Origin of the sequence: Polaromonas sp. (genome assembly GCF_010365105.1) — a bacterium.
Classification (GTDB): Bacteria; Pseudomonadota; Gammaproteobacteria; order Burkholderiales; family Burkholderiaceae_C; genus Polaromonas.
The window spans coordinates 1-16,825 of record NZ_JAAFGZ010000041.1; the positions used below are offsets into that span (position 1 = coordinate 1).

General features: G+C 59.1%; 17 protein-coding genes. 2 read left to right on the plus strand and 15 right to left on the minus strand.

What is annotated here, in order from left to right:
* From GZ092_RS18750 to GZ092_RS18800, 11 genes are all read right to left on the minus strand, one after another.
* Positions 1–563 (minus strand): PQQ-binding-like beta-propeller repeat protein (locus GZ092_RS18750; protein WP_293638607.1); only part of this gene is annotated, 563 nt, incomplete at its 3' end.
* A 122-nt stretch (positions 564–685) separates the two neighbouring features.
* Positions 686–1,378, minus strand: coding sequence for a tetratricopeptide repeat protein (locus GZ092_RS18755; RefSeq protein ID WP_293638608.1), 693 nt, complete (start codon positions 1,376–1,378; stop codon positions 686–688).
* A gap of 72 nt (positions 1,379–1,450) precedes the next feature.
* Complete coding sequence (hisS, locus tag GZ092_RS18760) at positions 1,451–2,770, minus strand: histidine--tRNA ligase (RefSeq protein ID WP_293638640.1); 1,320 nt, start codon at positions 2,768–2,770, stop codon at positions 1,451–1,453.
* A 56-nt stretch (positions 2,771–2,826) separates the two neighbouring features.
* Positions 2,827–4,101 carry a flavodoxin-dependent (E)-4-hydroxy-3-methylbut-2-enyl-diphosphate synthase gene (ispG, locus tag GZ092_RS18765; protein WP_293638610.1) on the minus strand — a complete coding sequence of 425 codons (1,275 nt, stop codon included), beginning with the start codon at positions 4,099–4,101 and terminating at the stop codon, positions 2,827–2,829.
* Entirely contained in the window at positions 4,101–5,039 is a 939-nt protein-coding gene (locus GZ092_RS18770) for a helix-turn-helix domain-containing protein (RefSeq protein ID WP_363254631.1), read from the minus strand. The genes ispG and GZ092_RS18770 overlap by 1 nt, the downstream gene beginning before the upstream one ends.
* Positions 5,014–5,820 carry a type IV pilus biogenesis/stability protein PilW gene (gene pilW, locus GZ092_RS18775; RefSeq protein WP_293638612.1) on the minus strand — a complete coding sequence of 269 codons (807 nt, stop codon included), beginning with the start codon at positions 5,818–5,820 and terminating at the stop codon, positions 5,014–5,016. The genes GZ092_RS18770 and pilW overlap by 26 nt, the downstream gene beginning before the upstream one ends.
* Positions 5,820–6,968 carry a 23S rRNA (adenine(2503)-C(2))-methyltransferase RlmN gene (rlmN, locus tag GZ092_RS18780; protein WP_293638613.1) on the minus strand — a complete coding sequence of 383 codons (1,149 nt, stop codon included), beginning with the start codon at positions 6,966–6,968 and terminating at the stop codon, positions 5,820–5,822. The genes pilW and rlmN overlap by 1 nt, the downstream gene beginning before the upstream one ends.
* A gap of 79 nt (positions 6,969–7,047) precedes the next feature.
* Complete coding sequence (gene ndk / locus GZ092_RS18785) at positions 7,048–7,473, minus strand: nucleoside-diphosphate kinase (protein ID WP_196864167.1); 426 nt, start codon at positions 7,471–7,473, stop codon at positions 7,048–7,050.
* A gap of 279 nt (positions 7,474–7,752) precedes the next feature.
* Complete coding sequence (locus GZ092_RS18790; RefSeq protein WP_293638619.1) at positions 7,753–9,348, minus strand: pseudouridine synthase; 1,596 nt, start codon at positions 9,346–9,348, stop codon at positions 7,753–7,755.
* Positions 9,349–9,386: 38 nt separating this feature from the next.
* Positions 9,387–10,052 carry an SMC-Scp complex subunit ScpB gene (scpB, locus tag GZ092_RS18795; protein ID WP_293638621.1) on the minus strand — a complete coding sequence of 222 codons (666 nt, stop codon included), beginning with the start codon at positions 10,050–10,052 and terminating at the stop codon, positions 9,387–9,389.
* A gap of 115 nt (positions 10,053–10,167) precedes the next feature.
* On the minus strand, positions 10,168–11,202 hold the full coding sequence (locus GZ092_RS18800) for an RluA family pseudouridine synthase (protein WP_293638623.1): 1,035 nt from the start codon (positions 11,200–11,202) through the stop codon (positions 10,168–10,170).
* A 17-nt stretch (positions 11,203–11,219) separates the two neighbouring features.
* Here GZ092_RS18800 and GZ092_RS18805 point away from each other — a divergent pair, with 17 nt between their 5' ends.
* Positions 11,220–12,044: an outer membrane protein assembly factor BamD gene (locus GZ092_RS18805; protein WP_293638625.1), complete on the plus strand. Its 825-nt coding sequence runs from the start codon at positions 11,220–11,222 to the stop codon at positions 12,042–12,044.
* Here the strand turns inward: GZ092_RS18805 and GZ092_RS18810 are convergent.
* The gene (locus GZ092_RS18810) at positions 12,007–14,013 is read right to left on the minus strand and encodes an ATP-dependent DNA helicase (protein ID WP_293638626.1); all 2,007 of its coding nucleotides are present in this window, start codon (positions 14,011–14,013) and stop codon (positions 12,007–12,009) included. The two genes, GZ092_RS18805 and GZ092_RS18810, sit on opposite strands and share 38 nt — an antisense overlap.
* Positions 14,013–14,216 carry a YdcH family protein gene (locus tag GZ092_RS18815; protein ID WP_293638641.1) on the minus strand — a complete coding sequence of 68 codons (204 nt, stop codon included), beginning with the start codon at positions 14,214–14,216 and terminating at the stop codon, positions 14,013–14,015. The genes GZ092_RS18810 and GZ092_RS18815 overlap by 1 nt, the downstream gene beginning before the upstream one ends.
* An 88-nt stretch (positions 14,217–14,304) precedes the next feature.
* Between GZ092_RS18815 and GZ092_RS18820 the strand changes: the two genes are divergently transcribed.
* On the plus strand, positions 14,305–15,063 hold the full coding sequence (locus GZ092_RS18820; protein WP_293638627.1) for a protein phosphatase 2C domain-containing protein: 759 nt from the start codon (positions 14,305–14,307) through the stop codon (positions 15,061–15,063).
* Positions 15,064–15,073: 10 nt separating this feature from the next.
* Here GZ092_RS18820 and GZ092_RS18825 read toward each other — a convergent pair whose 3' ends face one another.
* The gene (locus GZ092_RS18825; RefSeq protein WP_293638628.1) at positions 15,074–15,721 is read right to left on the minus strand and encodes a hypothetical protein; all 648 of its coding nucleotides are present in this window, start codon (positions 15,719–15,721) and stop codon (positions 15,074–15,076) included.
* Entirely contained in the window at positions 15,718–16,821 is a 1,104-nt protein-coding gene (gene zapE, locus GZ092_RS18830) for a cell division protein ZapE (RefSeq protein WP_293638629.1), read from the minus strand. The genes GZ092_RS18825 and zapE overlap by 4 nt, the downstream gene beginning before the upstream one ends.
* Between the last annotated feature and the right edge of the window lie 4 nt (positions 16,822–16,825).

The following is a 16,825-nucleotide window of genomic DNA, read 5'->3' on the forward strand; positions in this document are numbered from 1 at the left end:
TCGATGTCATTGATGCCGCGCGGCGTGGCAATGGGCGCCTCCCACTGAATGCTGCCATTTGACGGGTTCATGCCTGCCAGCCGGCCAGCCAGACCGACCACCAGCGTGTCGCCAACGGCCAGCATCACGCCCGACTGGCGCAGCACCAGGGGTTCGCTTGAACGCTGCTGCGCCCACAGCTTTCGACCAGTCTGCCCGTCGAAGGCATTGACCGAACGATCTGCGGCCAGCACAAACACGCGCTCACCCGCCACGAACGGGGCGGTGAACGCCTGTGCGGTGAGCTTTTGACGCCACAACTCGCGCCCTCCCTGCATGGCAATGACTTCGTTGTCTTTGGTGACGACGGCAAGAACTTTTCCGTCACTGCCCACGCCTGCAGCAATCGGCGTCTTCAGGGCCAGGCGCCAGACATCACGGCCGGTCTGTGCATCTAAAAGCGCGACCGTTCCATCGTCGCTGGCGACCGCTACGCCGTTGCCGGCAACACCGACATCAAGCGGGAAATTGACCGGACCGATGCGCTGGGTCCAGCTTTGACGCACGGAAACCAGCGCCGTCACCGGCTGCAGTTCCGTGGGTTGAGGTTTTTTGACACCGCCGAAGCAACCTGCCAGGAGCGCTATGCTAATAATAGCTAGAGGTGCACGTGCAGCAAGCGCAAACGGCAAAAAAGACTGAATTTTCATTTGTTTGCTCCGGCATTTTCGGCAGTTGCCAGCTTGACCTGTCCGGCGGTGGGATCGACACCCAGCGCATTGAGCTTGACCTCGACCAGGCGCCGGTATTCGGTGCGCTCGTCAAAGGCTTTCCAGGCCTTTTCGTATTCGGCTTTGGCTTCGACTTTTTTGCCTTGCGCCATCAGGATGTCTGCGCGCCGGTCAGCCACCAGCCCCTCAAAGTTTTTGGGGAAGGCAGCGGAAAGCTGTTGCAGGGCTTCGTCGTAAGATTTCTTTTCAAGCAGCAGTCCGGCAAGACGAAGCCTGGCAACGGCCTGGTAGCCGGGATCGGACGCCTTGTCGGCCACCCAGGCAAGGGCTGCGCGGGCTGCATCGGCGTTGCCCTTGTCATGATGGGCTTTGGCCACAAGAAGGCCGGCCTGCTGGGCATACGCGGTGCTGGCGAAACGGTCTTTCATGTCGGCCAGCGCACGGTCGATACGCGCGGCATCGCCGGACACAATGGCGCGCTCGATCTCGTCGAACATCACCGAGGCCTGTGCTGCCTGGCTGCGTTGCCAGTACTGGTAGCCGTTCCAGGCGGCAAACGCACCCAGAACCACAATCAGCGCCCAGGTGATCAGATTGCCATACTGTTTCCAGAAATGCTTGATCTCGTCAAGCTGTTCCTGTTCTTCCAAATCGAGGTGTTTTGCCATAAGTTTCCGGGAGTTTCCAGCCCACGCGGACGGGCTGGATTGAAGAGGGATTGTAGAGCGCCGAACTGCCGCTCAAACCGTGGGGCTGCTGCGCAGCATGCCTGCCCAGGCGGCCACGTCGTCCAGCGATTGAAGCGTCTGGCCATCTGCCGGCCCGTCTTTATCGCCGCGCAGCGGTTTGACGGCAACGCGGCCTTCGGCCAGTTCGGCCGCGCCAAAAATCAGCGCAAAGCGTGCGCCGCTGCCATCAGCGCGCTTGAACTGTGACTTCATGCTGCCCATGCTGCCCGGTGACGCACTGGCATGCATCTGCACGCTGATTCCGGCGCCTCGCAGGGCCTGCAGGGTTTTCATCACGACCGGCAGGGTCGAGGCTTCGGGAACCACTGCATAGGCATCGGGCACCGGGAGTTCACCGAAAGCGCCCTCCTCCTTGAGGAGTTCGAGCACGCGCTCGACGCCCAGCGCCCAGCCCACGGCAGGTGCCGGCTTGCCGCCCATCTGCGCGATCAGGTCGTCGTAACGGCCACCTGCGCAAATCGTGCCCTGTGCGCCCAGGCGGTCGGTGACGAACTCGAAGACCGTCAAGTTGTAATAGTCCAGTCCGCGCACCAGCCGGTGGTTGAGGGTCCAGGCAATGCCATTGGCGTCCAGGATGGCCTTGAGGCCGTCGAAATGCGCCAGCGACTCCACGCCGAGAAAATCGATAAGGCGCGGAGCGCTTTCCACTACCGACTTCATCGCCGGGTTCTTGGTGTCGAGAATGCGCAGCGGGTTGCTGTGCAGTCGCCTTTTCGCCTCTTCGTCGAGCAAGTCGGCGTGCTGTTCAAAGTGCGCGATCAGTTGCGCCCGGTGCTGGGCGCGCTCGTCGGGCTGGCCGAGGCTGTTGATTTCCAGGCGCCAGTCGCTCAGGCCCAGTTCCTTCCAGAGCGCAGCAGCCAGCAGGATCAGTTCGGCATCCACTTCCGGGCCTGCAAACCCCAGCGCTTCGGCGCCGATCTGGTGAAACTGGCGGTAGCGACCGCGTTGCGGCCGCTCGCGGCGAAACATAGGTCCCATGTAGTAAAGCCGCTTGCCTCCGTCGTACAGCAGGTTGTGCTCGGTGACGGCGCGGACCACGCTGGCGGTGTTTTCCGGGCGCATGGTCAGGTGGTCATGGTCGCCATGCTTGTCCGAGCGGTCTTCAAAAGAATACATTTCCTTTTCGACAATGTCGGTGACTTCGCCGATGCCGCGCACAAAGAGCTGGGTGTGCTCCAGAATCGGCGTGCGGATGTTGCGGTAGGCATAACGCGCCATCAGGGCTCGAACCTTGCCCTCAAGCCATTCCCAGCGTGCCGAATCTGGCGGCAGGATGTCGTTCATGCCCTTGACGGCGGCAAGTTTCTCGATTTTGATCGGCACGGCTTTTTCTACCGGACTGGCATTCATTTTTTCAGGCATGTCGTTCAGGAAGCCTGGGCCAGCGTAGGCGAGCCAAAGCGTTTTTCAATATAGTTTTCAACAATCACCTGGAACTCCTGCGCAATGTTGTCGCCGCGCAGGGTGAGTCTTTTTTCGCCATCGATGAACACCGGTGCAGCCGGGGCTTCGCCCGATCCGGGAAGGCTGATGCCGATGTCGGCATGCTTGCTTTCACCCGGTCCGTTGACGATGCAGCCCATCACGGCCACACGCAAGCCTTCGACGCCCGGATACTGCTCGCGCCAGACGGGCATCTGGGCACGCAGGAAGTCGTCGATCTGCTTGGCCATTTCCTGGAAGGTGGTGCTGGTGGTGCGGCCGCAACCGGGGCATGCCGTCACGCTGGGCACGAAGGTCCGCAAGCCCAGCGCCTGCAGGATTTCGGCGGCGATGACCACTTCCTGCGTCCTCGCCTCGCCGGGCTGGGGCGTCAGGGAAACGCGAATTGTGTCGCCAATGCCTTCCTGCAACAAAATCGACAGCGCCGTGGCCGAAGCGACCGTGCCCTTGGTGCCCATGCCGGCTTCGGTCAGCCCCAGGTGAAGGGTGTGATCGGTGCGCCTGGACAGTTCCCTGTACACCGAAACCAGGTCCTGGACGCCGCTGACCTTGCACGACAGGATAATCTGGTCGCGCCGCATGCCCATGTCCTCGGCACGTTGGGCCGAATCGATGGCCGAGGTGATCAGTGCTTCATACATCACCTGCCGGGCATCCCAGGGTGTGCTGCGCGCGCTGTTTTCGTCCATCAGGCTGGCGAGCAGTTCCTGGTCAAGGCTGCCCCAGTTCACGCCGATGCGGATGACCTTGTTCCAGCGCATGGCCGCTTCAATCATCTGGCCGAACTGGGTATCACGCTTGTTGCCTTTGCCGACGTTTCCAGGATTGATCCGGTACTTGGACAGTGCCTGCGCACAGGCCGGGTAATCGGTCAGAAGGCGGTGGCCGTTGTAATGAAAGTCTCCAATCAGCGGAACATCAACACCCATGCGGTCGAGCTGCTCGCGCACATAGGGAACTGCGGCGGCAGCTTCAGGCGTGTTGACCGTGATGCGGACCATTTCGGACCCGGCCAGGGCCAGTTCCTTGACCTGGATGGCCGTGCCAATGGCGTCCACAGTGTCGGTGTTGGTCATGGACTGGATACGCACCGGCGCGTCCCCGCCCACGGTCACGACACGCGAACCCCAGACGACACGGGTCTGGAGGGAATGATGCGGCTTTGGAAAAGCAGATGCGATGGGAAGGCAGGGTTGCACTATTTCACCTCGAAACGAGCAATGTTGTTCTTGGTCACACTGGCAAGGTCAAAGGCCTGGCCACGCACCTGAACCTGTATGACGTTGGCACGGCTTGCCACCACGGCCAGCGGCAGCGCGCCCGACGGACTGACAGACTCGCCTGCGCGAAGCGTGCGGTCAAGAACCACCGTGCCGCTGGCATCTGTCACCTTTATTTTCGATGTGCCTCTGGCGCTGATGGTCATCGGCGGTTCAGCAGGAGCAGCGTCGGCGCCTGCTGAAGCAGTCGCGAGCGGAGACCCCAGCACACCCATCGCAGCAGCAGGGACATCGACAGGCGTCACCACGGACGCGCCGGGCACGTCGTTGCCTGGGGATGTCGGGGTTATCACCGTCGTCGTGGCAGGAGCGGATTCCACCACCTGGCCCGGGACGTTTTCAAGCGGGCCCGCCTGCCGGTACCTGGCAACTTCCTTTTGAATGGATGGCAAGAACATCAATACCAGTGCGCCAAGCAGCAATGCCACGCCTAACAGAACGGCTGGCCGCGAAATATGGGACCAGAAGGGGATCACATTTCTGCTGCTACTGCTGCGCGTACGAAACGGCGTGTTGATTCCCCGGTTCTGGGAAGTCACCTTGAACGCGGCAATTGCAGGCAGACGATGCAGCACAGGGGCTGGGTCCAGCTTGAGGACGCGGCACATGCTGGCGGCCAACGCGCGCGCAAACACCGGATCGGCCAAAAGCTCCGGCTGGTCCTGCTCAAGCGCCTGCAGTTTGTGAACCGGAACCTTCAGCAGCGCTGCCATTGTGGCAATGTCCAGACCCTGCGATTGCCGGGCTGTGCGAAGCATGGCACCGGCAGTATCCTGCTGGCCTGCCGCATCGCGATTTAACGGAATGCCTGGCGCAAGCACCGCTTCATCCTTAATCATTGAAAAGGCCCTTTTCATACGCTGCGGCCTCGGGAGATTGCGCAAAGCGTTTCTTCAACTGACTGGCAAGTTGCACCATCGCCTCCCGATTGTTGAGCTTTTGCTCCGTCTTGATGCCCAGCCAGAGCGTCTGGGCATTCGCCAGTTCGCTGTTGTTCAGGCGGCGGATGTAAAACTGGGCGCGCGTCAAGTCGCCACGCGCATACAGCAGTTTGGACAGGTTGTAGCCGGTCACGGGATTGCCTGCATCCAGTTCGTAGGAATGCATGAAGCTTTGTTCGGCTTCGCTTAACTGCCCGGCATTCACCTGGCACACACCCAGGGTCATCAGTGTCTTGGCTTTCCCGGTGTAGGTCGGGTTGGCAGCGGCCTGGGCAAAAAGCTTGAACGACTCGGGGTAGCGTGCCTGCTGGCACAGCAGCCAGCCGTAGTTGTGGGCCACGCTGGCATCGCGCGCATTCAGGGCGAGCGCACGGCGAAAACTGTCTTCTGCAAGCGGAATGTCGTTCAGCCGCATATAGACCAGCCCGCGCAGGTTGTAGGCATCGACGAAGTTCGGATCGGTTGCCAGCGACTGCTTGATTTCATCCAGGGCCACCTTGGTCTGGCCCTGTTCAAAATAACCGCTGGCCAGTTCGACGCGCAAGCGTGCGCGACGACGGATGTCGGTTTCATCGGAATCGGTGATCAGGTCAGTGCGGCTTCCCAACCCTGCGACAGAACCAGGCTGACTGGCACAGCCACCCAGCAGCATGGCAGTCCAGAAGACAAAAACCCAGGCATGCACCGTGACTTTCATCAGGCAGCATCCTTGTTGAGGACCACAACCTTGATGCCACCCAACATACCCTGGCGCTGCGCAGCCATGCGCTGATCCACACCGGTACGGTCCTGCACATCACCTGCCAGCTGGCCGCAGGCCGCATCGATGTCATCGCCACGTGTTTTACGCACAGTGGTGACGATGCCCGCATCGATCAGGATTCGGGCAAACGCCATGACCTGCGGCATTTGCGAGCGCACCAGGCCCGAAGCCGGAAAGGGATTGAAGGGAATCAGGTTGAACTTGCAGGACAGGCCATTGGCCGCATGGGTCTTCATCAAGGCCACCAGCTGGCGCGCATGCTCGGGCTGGTCGTTGACACCATCGAGCATGCAGTATTCAAACGTGATGAAGTCGCGAGGCGCCGCCGACTGGTAGCGGGTGCAGGCCTCCAGCAGTTCGGCAATCGGGTACTTCTTGTTCAGCGGAACCAGGTCGCTGCGCAGCGCATCCTGCGGCGCATGGAGCGAGACGGCCAGGGCGACGGGGCAATCCCGGGCCAGGCGATCGATCATCGGCACCACGCCGGAGGTGGACACCGTGACGCGGCGACGTGACAAGCCATAGGCATGATCATCGAGCATGACCTTGAGCGCTGGCAGCAGCTGCGAATAGTTCTGCAGCGGCTCGCCCATGCCCATCATGACAACGTTGGAAATGACGCGTTCATCCTTGCCCAAGTGCTTGCGCAGGAAGTGCTCGGCAAACCACAACTGGGAAATGATTTCCCCAGTCGTCAGGTTGCGGCTGAAGCCTTGGTGGCCGGTCGAGCAGAAACGGCAGCCCACGGCGCAACCCGCCTGGGATGAAATGCACAGCGTGCCACGGTCGGATTCAGGGATGAAAACCGTTTCAATCACATCGCCCGCGCCCACGTCAAACAGCCACTTGATCGTGCCGTCCGTTGACTCGTGGCGCGATACCACCTTGGGGCCCGTGATGTGGGCCGAGACCGCGAGCTTTTCGCGCAGCGCCTTGGCCAGATCGGTCATCTGCTCAAAATCAGAAGCACCTTTCTGGTGAATCCAGCGAAACAGCTGGGTCGCGCGAAAGCGCTTCTGGCCCAGCTGTTCGCAAAACGCTGCCAGGCCCTCCAGATCGAAATCGAGAAGATTGGTTGTCATCGCAGGCAGCGATACGCCAGGCCGCCCCACACAAGCGGCGACCCTGTCACAGGGCGGCAGAGCATGGGGACGGTGCGCATTAACGCGAGTAAACGTTCAGGCCTGCAAAGAAGAAAGCGATTTCTTCCTTGGCGGTTTCGACAGCGTCGGAACCATGCACGGCATTGGCATCGATACTGTCGGCGAAGTCAGCGCGAATGGTGCCGGCATCGGCCTTCTTCGGGTCGGTCGCGCCCATCAGGTCACGGTTCTTCAGCACGGCGCCTTCGCCTTCGAGCGCCTGGATCATCACCGGGCCGGAAATCATGAAAGACACCAGGTCCTTGAAGAAAGGACGGGCTTTGTGCACGCCGTAAAAAGCTTCGGCTTCGCCTTGTGACAGGTGGACCATTTTGGCAGCGACGACTTTCAGGCCGGCGGCTTCAAAACGCGCATAGATTTGGCCAATCACGTTTTTGGCGACGGCGTCAGGCTTGATGATGGAGAGTGTGCGTTCGATGGCCATGTTTTTTTCCTAAGGGATGTTGGAGTTATTGGGTTTTAAAATTATTCAGGGACTGAATAAAGCCCATGATTTTAACCTGCCGGGTTGCCCTTCGAAGGCAACCTTGCGAAATGGCGTACTACCGCTGAAGAGCTGGAACGCATTCATTCCGGCCAGCAAACCAATTTTTAGCATCAAATCGGCCTTTTGCGCAGTTTACATATATGCTAGCAGCTATTAATTCAGTAGCAAAATGCCGATTGATTGCATGCAGTGGTTGCCAGTCAACCGGGTTTCGCGTTAGCGGTTGCCGCCCCGGTTGCCACCACCGCGATTGCCGCCAGAATTGCCGCCATTGCGACGCGGGCCCCCGCTGCTGCCACCACCACCGCCAAAGCCGCCGGCATTGCCGCCGCCGCCCCGGCGCTGCTGGCCCTGGTCCTGGCGCTGCCGGGTGAAGGTGTCCGCGCCAATATAGCCAAACGAGGTCTTCATGGGATCGGGCTGGGCGGCTCCGGCGGATTTGTCGCTGCGCGGACCCCGGTCGTCCCGGCGCTTCTGGCCTTGGGGCGCGCCTGCACTCGGAGGTCCAAAGCGCGTCGCCGGACCGGCATTTCCGCCCTGGCTTCGGCCTCTTGCGCCGCCAGGGCCAGGATTGGCGCCGCGCCGATTGCCTCGCTGCGCTGCATCGTTACGATTCATCGGCGGCTGGGAATCATCGAGCGGCTGGACCATGCCGGTTTGGCCTGTGCCCGCGTTGCGGGGCCGCCCGCCAGTATTGCGTGGACGGTCGTTCCCGCGCGGACCGCGGCGCTGCGGGGCACCGCCCTCAGCGTCGGGCTGGCCCGGGATGGCTGCTTCGCCACGCGGGTCCGGCCGCGATTCCGAACGGCTGACCGCACTGGTCAATGCGTAGATGTCGTTTTCGTCGAGTTCGACAAACGCGCCGCGCTTCAGTCCGCGCGGCAGCACCATGGCGCCGTAACGGATGCGGATCAGGCGGCTCACCGCATGGCCCACGGCTTCAAACATGCGGCGCACCTCACGGTTGCGGCCTTCAGAAATCGTGACCCGGTACCAGCAATTGGCGCCTTCACCGCCACCGGCTTCAATCGAGCCGAACTGCGCCATGCCATCGTCCAGGGTCACGCCGTCGAGCAAGCGTTTTTTCTCTTCGTTGTTGAGCGCACCGAGCACCCGCACGGCATATTCACGTTCCAGTCCGAAGCGCGGGTGCATCAGCTTGTTGGCCAGTTCGCCGGAACTTGTCAGCAGCAGCAGGCCTTCGGTGTTCAGATCCAGCCGCCCGACGGATTGCCATTTGCCCTGGAACAGCTTGGGCAGGCGCCGGAAGACGGTCGGACGATTTTGCGGATCATCGTGCGTCACCACTTCGCCGGCAGGCTTGTGGTAGGCGATGACGCGGGGCGGCGGCGGGTCGATCTGCACGCGGATGGGCTTGCCGTTGACCTTGACGGTGTCGCCAAACTGGATGCGCTGGCCGATATGCGCCGGCTCGGCATTGACGGAAATCCGCCCTTCCAGAATCAGTTGCTCCATCTCCAGACGCGAGCCCAGGCCGGCCTGAGCCAGCACCTTGTGCAGCTTGGGTGTTTCTGGCTGGGGCAGCAGAACCCGCTTGGGCAGGTCGATCGCGGCGTCGTCTTCGTCGGCATCGAACTGACCGGTGATCACGTCTTCGAAGCGAAGGGTCGCCGGCAATGGCTTCGGGCCATGCCGCCGCGCACCCGCATGCGGCGTCGCTGCCTTGTCACCGGCTACGCTTGCTATGGATTCAGGAGCTGATTGTGCAGGCAGGTCGTGCGCTGGAGCACTATTTGATTCATTTTCTGGCATGTGCAGTGGCTTGCTGGCGGGATGGTCGTTTGAGTTCATGCTTTTACATTCGTTCGTGTGGATAGCGGGCATACGGATTACTGCGGATCAGGTTGAGAACTTTTTCCGGCATCCGACGCCAGGTCCTCGCTATGGATCGAAATTTTCAATTCAGTCATGGTCAGCGGCGAAAAACTGTCAGGCGCTCCCTCAATGCCCAGTTCAAACTGTTCAAGCTTTGCAATCTGCGCCGTTGTGTCGTTCATCGACGGCAGTCCGGCCAGGGATTCAACGCCCAGGTCATCCAGAAACTGGCGGGTCGTCGCATACAGCGCCGGGCGGCCCACCGTCTCGCGGTGACCGATCACCTCAACCCAGCCACGATCTTCCAATTGCCTTAGCAGCAGGCTGTTGATGGTCACACCGCGGATATCTTCCATATCACCCCGCGTCACAGGCTGCCGATAGGCAATGATTGCCAGCGTTTCCAGTGTCGCCCGGCTATAGCGCGGCGGTTTTTCAGGGTTAAGACGGTCCAGGTACTCGTGCATTTCCGGTCGGCTTTGAAAGCGCCATCCACTGGCCACATGCACCAGTTCCACGCCTCGGCCCGACCACTCGTCCTGCAAGTCGCCAAGGGCCAGTTTAATGCTGTCGGCGGCAAGCTCCCCGTTAAACAAAACACCGAGCTCGCGCAACGTCAGGGCTTGCTGTGCGCAGATAAGGGCTGTTTCGAGGATGCGCCGGGCATCCGTCGTGTTCATGATTGGTCGTTCCGAAATAAAACGGGAGGAAAGCGGATGAAGGCGCTTTTGTCAGCGCATCGCGTTCGTGCTGGCTTTACCTGGATCAGGAAGCCATGTTGCCGGTAGCAGAAAACTACAGGGAAGGATTGTATCTCAGGCCCAAAGCGTCCATCGCCCGCAGCAGGTCGGGCGGCGGCGGCGATTTGAATTCCATCGGCTCGCCTGTTGCCGGATGGGCAAATGCCAGCCGGCAGGCATGCAGCGCCTGGCGCGCCATGTTGCCCGCAGGGGCGCCGCCGTACAAGGCATCCGACACCAGCGAATGGTCCAGGAATGCCATGTGAACCCGGATCTGGTGGGTGCGGCCGGTATGCAGCTTGCACTTGACCAGGCAATATTTTTCGGCATTGCCCATCAGGGAAACCACCGTGGAAGCCGTCTTGCCCGGATTTTTCTCCAGGTCAACCACCGCCATGCGCAGCCGGTTTCGCGGGTCACGGCCAATGGGAGCCTCGACCTGGCGTGTTTTTGCGCCTTGCCATGCGCCATGTGCCAGCGCGATGTATTCCCGGCTCACCGTGCGGGCGGCAATCATGCCCACCAGCTGATCCATGGTCTGACGCTGGCGTGCCACCACCATCAGGCCGCTGGTGTCCTTGTCGAGCCGGTGCACAATGCCGGCGCGCGGCATGAAGGAAGCCTGGGGATCGTATGCCAGCAAGCCATTGAGCAAGGTGCCGCTCCAGTTGCCGGGCGCCGGATGAACCACCAGACCGGCTGGTTTGTTGATCACCAGGAGATGCGCATCCTCATAAACAATGTCAAGCGCCATGGCTTCGGGTTTGAAGGCCTGGCTCTGGGGTGTAGGCCGCAATTCGATGGACAATTCATCGCCCGCCTTGACCTTTGCAGAAGTTTTGACGGTTTTAAGGCCTTTGACCGATACGCCTCCGGCCTCAATCAATTGCTGCAGGTAGTTGCGTGAAAACTCCGGCACCAGTCCGGCCAGCGCCTTGTCGAGCCGGCTGCCGTGGCTCTCGACTGGCACGCTGACATGCCGCAGTTCCATTTCGGCAACAGCATCCCCCTCGTCCTGGGCATCATCTTCAGGCGATTTGGCATCAACGCTGCCCGATATAATAAATTTTCTCAGTTCTGAATCAGTCATCAAGAGGGTCGATTGCTATGTTTTTTGCCAAATTACCGGATTTTCCGAAAGCATCGCCGCTTGTAGCAGCCGTTTGCGCAGGTCTGTTTGTGTTGTCAGGCTGTTCAACCACACCGGCGCCCGACAAGACCGCAACCTGGAGTCCCAACAAGATTTACGCCGAAGCGAAGGACGAAGCCAGTTCAGGCGCCTACGACAAGGCCATTCCACTTTACGAAAAGCTTGAAGGCCGCGCGGCCGGAACGCCGCTGGCGCAGCAGGCACAACTCGACAAAGCCTATGCCCAGTATAAAGGCGCAGAACAGGCCCAGGCCCTGGCCACGCTGAACCGTTTCATCAAGCTTCACCCTGCCAGCCCGGCCCTGGACTACGCCCTGTACCTGAGAGGGCTGGTGAACTTCAATGACAACCTGGGTCTTTTCGGATTTATCTCGCGTCAGGACCTGTCGGAGCGTGACCAGAATGCGGCGAAGGAGTCGTTCGAATCGTTCAAGGAACTGGTCACCCGGTTTCCCGATTCGCGCTATGCGCCTGACTCACGCCTGCGGATGAATTACATTGTCAATTCACTGGCACAGTCGGAAGTCCATGTGGCGCGCTACTACTACTCACGTGGCGCCTATGTCGCCGCCATCAACCGCGCGCAAAGCGCCATTGCCGACTACCGCGACGTTCCGGCGCTTGAAGAAGCCACCTTCATTCTCTATAAATCCTACGATGCCCTGGGCATGACCGAGTTGCGTGACGACATGCGCCGCATCCTGGAAAAAAGCTATCCCCAAAGCCAGTACATGAGCAAAGGCTTCAGGACGGCAGAGAATCCCTGGTACAAGTTCTGGTAAGGCTGGCCAGCCTGTCCATCAGCGCCTGTTCCGATGCCAGCCTTTGCATCGGCGGCAATGCCCTGATCAGTCGGCGTCCGTACCCCATCGAAACCAGGCGGCTGTCGCAAACCACCAACACGCCTTGGTCCGTCTCCCGGCGAATCAGGCGACCGGCGCCCTGCTTGAGCGCGACGGCGGCTTCGGGCAGAAAGTAGTCGGTAAAAGCACTGCGCCCTTGCGACTCCAGCATCTTTGCACGCGCCTCGGCCAGTGGGTCGTTGGGCGGAGGAAACGGAAGCTTGTCGATGATGACCAGTTGAAGTGCATCGCCGGGAACGTCAATACCTTCCCAGAACGATGCCGATGCCACCAGCACGCAGCCTTTCCCGCCGAGTGAATCGCCTTCGCGGAAACGTTCAATCAGTGCACGTTTTGGCATGCTGCCCTGCACCAGCACCAGCGGGTCCTCTGACTCCGTGAAAGCAGCGACCAGCGCTTCTCCAATCGTTCGCAAGGCGCGCAAGGTCGTTGTCAGCACCATCGTGCGTCCGCCCAGCTGGCGTGACCATGTCGCCACAGATTCGGCCACCTTGACAGGATGCGCCGGGTCGCCGGGCCTGGGAAAGCTGGACGGAACATAGAGTGCGGCCTGGCGCTGGTAGTCGAATGGACTTCCAATCCGCAGCACGCTGGCGTCCTCCAGCCCGCAAGGCTGTGTAAACCAGCTTAGTTTTTCATCATCGCCCAGCGTTGCGGACGTAAATATCCATGTCTTCACACCTTCGCCCGACGTGCCCAGCATTTTGCTTTTTACAGACTCAGAAATATCGAGCGGCGACTCGACCAGCCGCAACTGCATACCCACATCGACCCAGCGCACGAAGCCAGCCGGACAGGCCTTGGCAAAGCTTTCGACCCGCTCCGCCAGTTGCACAGCGCGCTCATGAAGCCGGACAAAATCAGGCGCAATCTCGCTGACCGTGTCAAGTGCTTCGCAGGCCTGAAGACAGGAGGTGTGAACAGCCTCCATGGCTTGCAGCCAATCGTTTGCAGGAAGACCTTCCGGCACGGAATCAGCCCATCGAAGCTTTGTGCCAGGATAGTGCTTTCCGGCGCTAAGGCGCAATTGCCGGGCGGCGTGTTCGGTGGCAGCAACCACTTCCTGCCAGTCCACCAGCCCGCGTGCCAATTGCAAGCCGGCCGCCAGCACGTCCCGCGAAAAATCGAGCAATTGGCCCGTGCTCAGGTTGTTTCCCAGAAACTGCACGCCGGTTTCATTCAGCTGATGCGCTTCATCAAAAATGGCAATCCGTACCGAAGGCAGCAACTCTGCCACGCCTGATTCACGAACGGCCAGATCGGCAAAAAACAGATGATGGTTAATGACCACGACATCCGCCGCCATGGCTTCCCTGCGGGCAAGGTTGACATGGCAAGCGCGAGAGCGCGGACATTGCGAACCGAGGCAATTGTCCCGCGTCGAAGTGATCAGGGGAATCATGGGTGAACGCTCGTCGAGGCCCGGAAGTTCCGCCAGATCACCTGTTCGCGTGACCTGCGACCACTCCTCCACCCGGGCAAGCGAGCGTATCGGTACGCCCTCAGGCAAAAACCGCTCCTGCCGGGCCATCTCCATCCGATGAAGGCAAAGATAGCTGCCCCGACCCTTGAGCAATGCAGTCTTCACTGGCAATTCGAGGGCTTCAACCAAACGGGGCAAATCGCGTCCAAACAGCTGATCCTGCAAAGCCTTGGTTGCAGTGGACAAAAGTATCCGCTCGCCGCTGAGCAAGGCCGGCACCAGATATGAAAAAGTTTTGCCAACGCCGGTGCTGGCTTCAACGACGAGCGGATAGCCCCCCTCAATAGCATGCGAAACGGCCAGTGCCATCTCTTTCTGGCCGCTGCGGGGAACAAAATGCTCCGTTGTCCGCGACAAGACACCTTCAGGTGAAAACGCCTGGTCTACCTCAAATGCAAGATTCATCAGGCAGGCTCGATAGGCATCAAGGAAGTTTCTAGCCGTGAGATGCGGTCACGAAGCTGAAGACGGCGTTTTTTCAGCCGCTTGATCAGCAGTTCGTCGATGTGCGGCGCATGCACTGCTTTGTCTGCGAGTGCGTTCAGGTCTGCATGTTCGATTTTGAGTTGTATCAGCAGTCGCTGGGGTGAGGAATGATTTAGGATCAATGAATTTTTCCGTTTAAGCCACTTGATAATACGTCCATTGCCGCTGTTAATAAAAACACCGCGAAACAGCGAAGCTGCCACCCCCACAATGACCAAAAGTTATCGAATTACAGCCTCTACAGGTATCCACAAGGGAGACCGTGACTACCAGCAGGACCAGGTCAGCTTGCTCAGCCATCACCGCATTCCCGGATGTATTCTTGGCGTAGTAGCCGATGGAATGGGCGGTCGGAGCGGCGGTCGCAAGGCATCTGATCAGGTGATGCTGACAGCAAAGCAGCTTTTTGACCGTTACTCACCTGACACAGACGACGGGCCATTGATGCTCAGACAAATTGTCGAGGAAGCACATATTGTCATCAAGCTGACAGCTATTTCTTCGGAACAGGAACCCCACAGCACGCTGGCGGCATTTCTGATTAATCCTAATGGCGAATGCCACTGGGTACACACCGGTGATTCGCGGATTTACCATTTTCACGGCAGCAAGCTGGTCTATAGAACGGTGGACCATTCGTATGTTCAAACACTGGTGGACAAGGGTGAGATCAGTGAAGAAGAAGCCAACAATCACCCACAGTCCAATATTCTGATGGGTTGCCTGGGGGCCGAAGAAGCTCCGCCCATTGCCCAGCATTACATTCCAAAACTCGAGCCCAATGACGTGTTGATGGCTTGCAGCGATGGCGTCTGGCATTACTTCAACACCAGTGAAATGGGGTCTGCCCTGTCAATGTTGTCGCCACGCGAGGGAACTGAATTCCTGATTCAAAAAGCATGCAAGCGTGCACGGGGAATTGGCGACAATCTTTCGCTGGTGATTGTCAAGTTTGAGTCGCTGGACTAGGCCTCCACGGCTATTGGGGCAGGGGTAACGGCTTCGAGGCGGGTTTGACACGACTGGACTGATCCGCATCGTGCTGGACTCGACGCTCCTGCGCCTGAATCTGACGCTCTTTGAATTTTTTTTCTTGTTCCGCTGCTTCAACCTGTTTCTCGGTGCGCGCCTGATTTTTTTTCTTGTGCTTTTCAAGCCGGGCAGCGTTGGCGTCGCGGGCTGCCGTTTCATTCGCAACAGCGGCATTTCGCCGCTGCGCATTTTCCTGTTCACGCACTTGTCGACCTCTAAAATCCTCAATCGCCTGGGTACGGCGCTGGCCATCCAACTGAAGGCTTTCAGGAGATGACTTATCCTGGCTTTTGCGGATCTGCTGCTCGGCCTTGCTCTTTCGCTGCTCGTCGTTGAGCAGAATTTCCTGCCGCCTCAAATCTGCCATGACGGCACTGCGCCTGGCATTGACGTTCTCAAGGCAACGGTTGACAGCAAACTTTTTGTAGCAGACAGCGTCTTCGTTCGCGAAACCAGCTTCCAGCCTGTTTCGCTCGGCGGCAATGGCGACTCTCTGCGCGTCGATATCGGCAGTTTGCACATTCCCAGGACCGGTTTGCGATAAGGCAAAACCACCCATTGAGAGCAAAAAAAATCCAATGACGAAAGTTTTCATGTCAACGTCGTATCCACCGTTCTGTGCTCCAGAGCCAGAAATTCCATGGACTGCATTTCATTGAGCCGCGAAACAGTTCGAGGAAACTCATGCACCAGAGGACCCTCGGTGTACAAAGCTTCAGGCGGCACAGCGGCAGATAAAATCAGTTTCACCCGACGGTCGTAGAGCACATCCACCAGCCAGGTAAAACGCCGGGCTTCCGAGGCCATCCGAACCGGCATGTAAGGCACGTCACTGAGCAAAACCGTATGGAACTGGGTTGCGATTTCAAGATAATCATTCTGCGAACGCGGCCCTCCGCACAAAGTCTTGAAGTCAAACCACACTACTCCGCCTGCTTTTCGTCTTGCCCGAATTTGTCTGGATTCGATCTGAAGCACCTGATTTTCATCCTGCGAAGCGGCCAACCGGTTGAAAGTTTCCGTCATTTCAGCATCGGCTTCAGGGCCTAGCGGTGAATGATAGAGTCTGGCCTGTTCCAGCGTGCGCCGGCGATAGTCGGTGCCATTGTCAACATTGATGACTTCCATGTGGGTCTTCAACAGTTCAATGGCCGGAAGAATGCGATCGCGATGCAACCCGTTGGGGTAAAGCTTGTCAGGATGAAAATTCGATGTAGTGACAAATCCTACGCCGTTGTCGAACAGGGCCACAAGCATGCGATGAAGGATCATGGCATCAGTGATGTCGGCAACATGGAACTCATCAAAACAGATCAATCTGAACCGCTTCGCCATTCGCTTTGCCAATGCGTCCAGCGGATTGGGTGTGCCCTGCAAATCCATCAATTCCCGATGAACTTCACGCATGAACTCATGGAAGTGGAGGCGTACTTTTCGCTTGAGTGGCACTGCATTGAAAAAACAGTCCATCAAAAAGCTTTTGCCGCGCCCCACCCCACCGTACATGTACACACCACGCGGAATGGGCGGCCGGTTGATCAGCTTCTTGAGCGCATTTGACCTTTGCCCTTTATAGGCTGCCCACTCTGTGGCACAGCGTTCCAGCGCATCGATCGCAAGCAGCTGCGCGGGGTCACTTGCATAGCCCCGTGCAGACAGTTCAGCGTCGTAAGCTGAACGAACCGGATGTGACACTAAG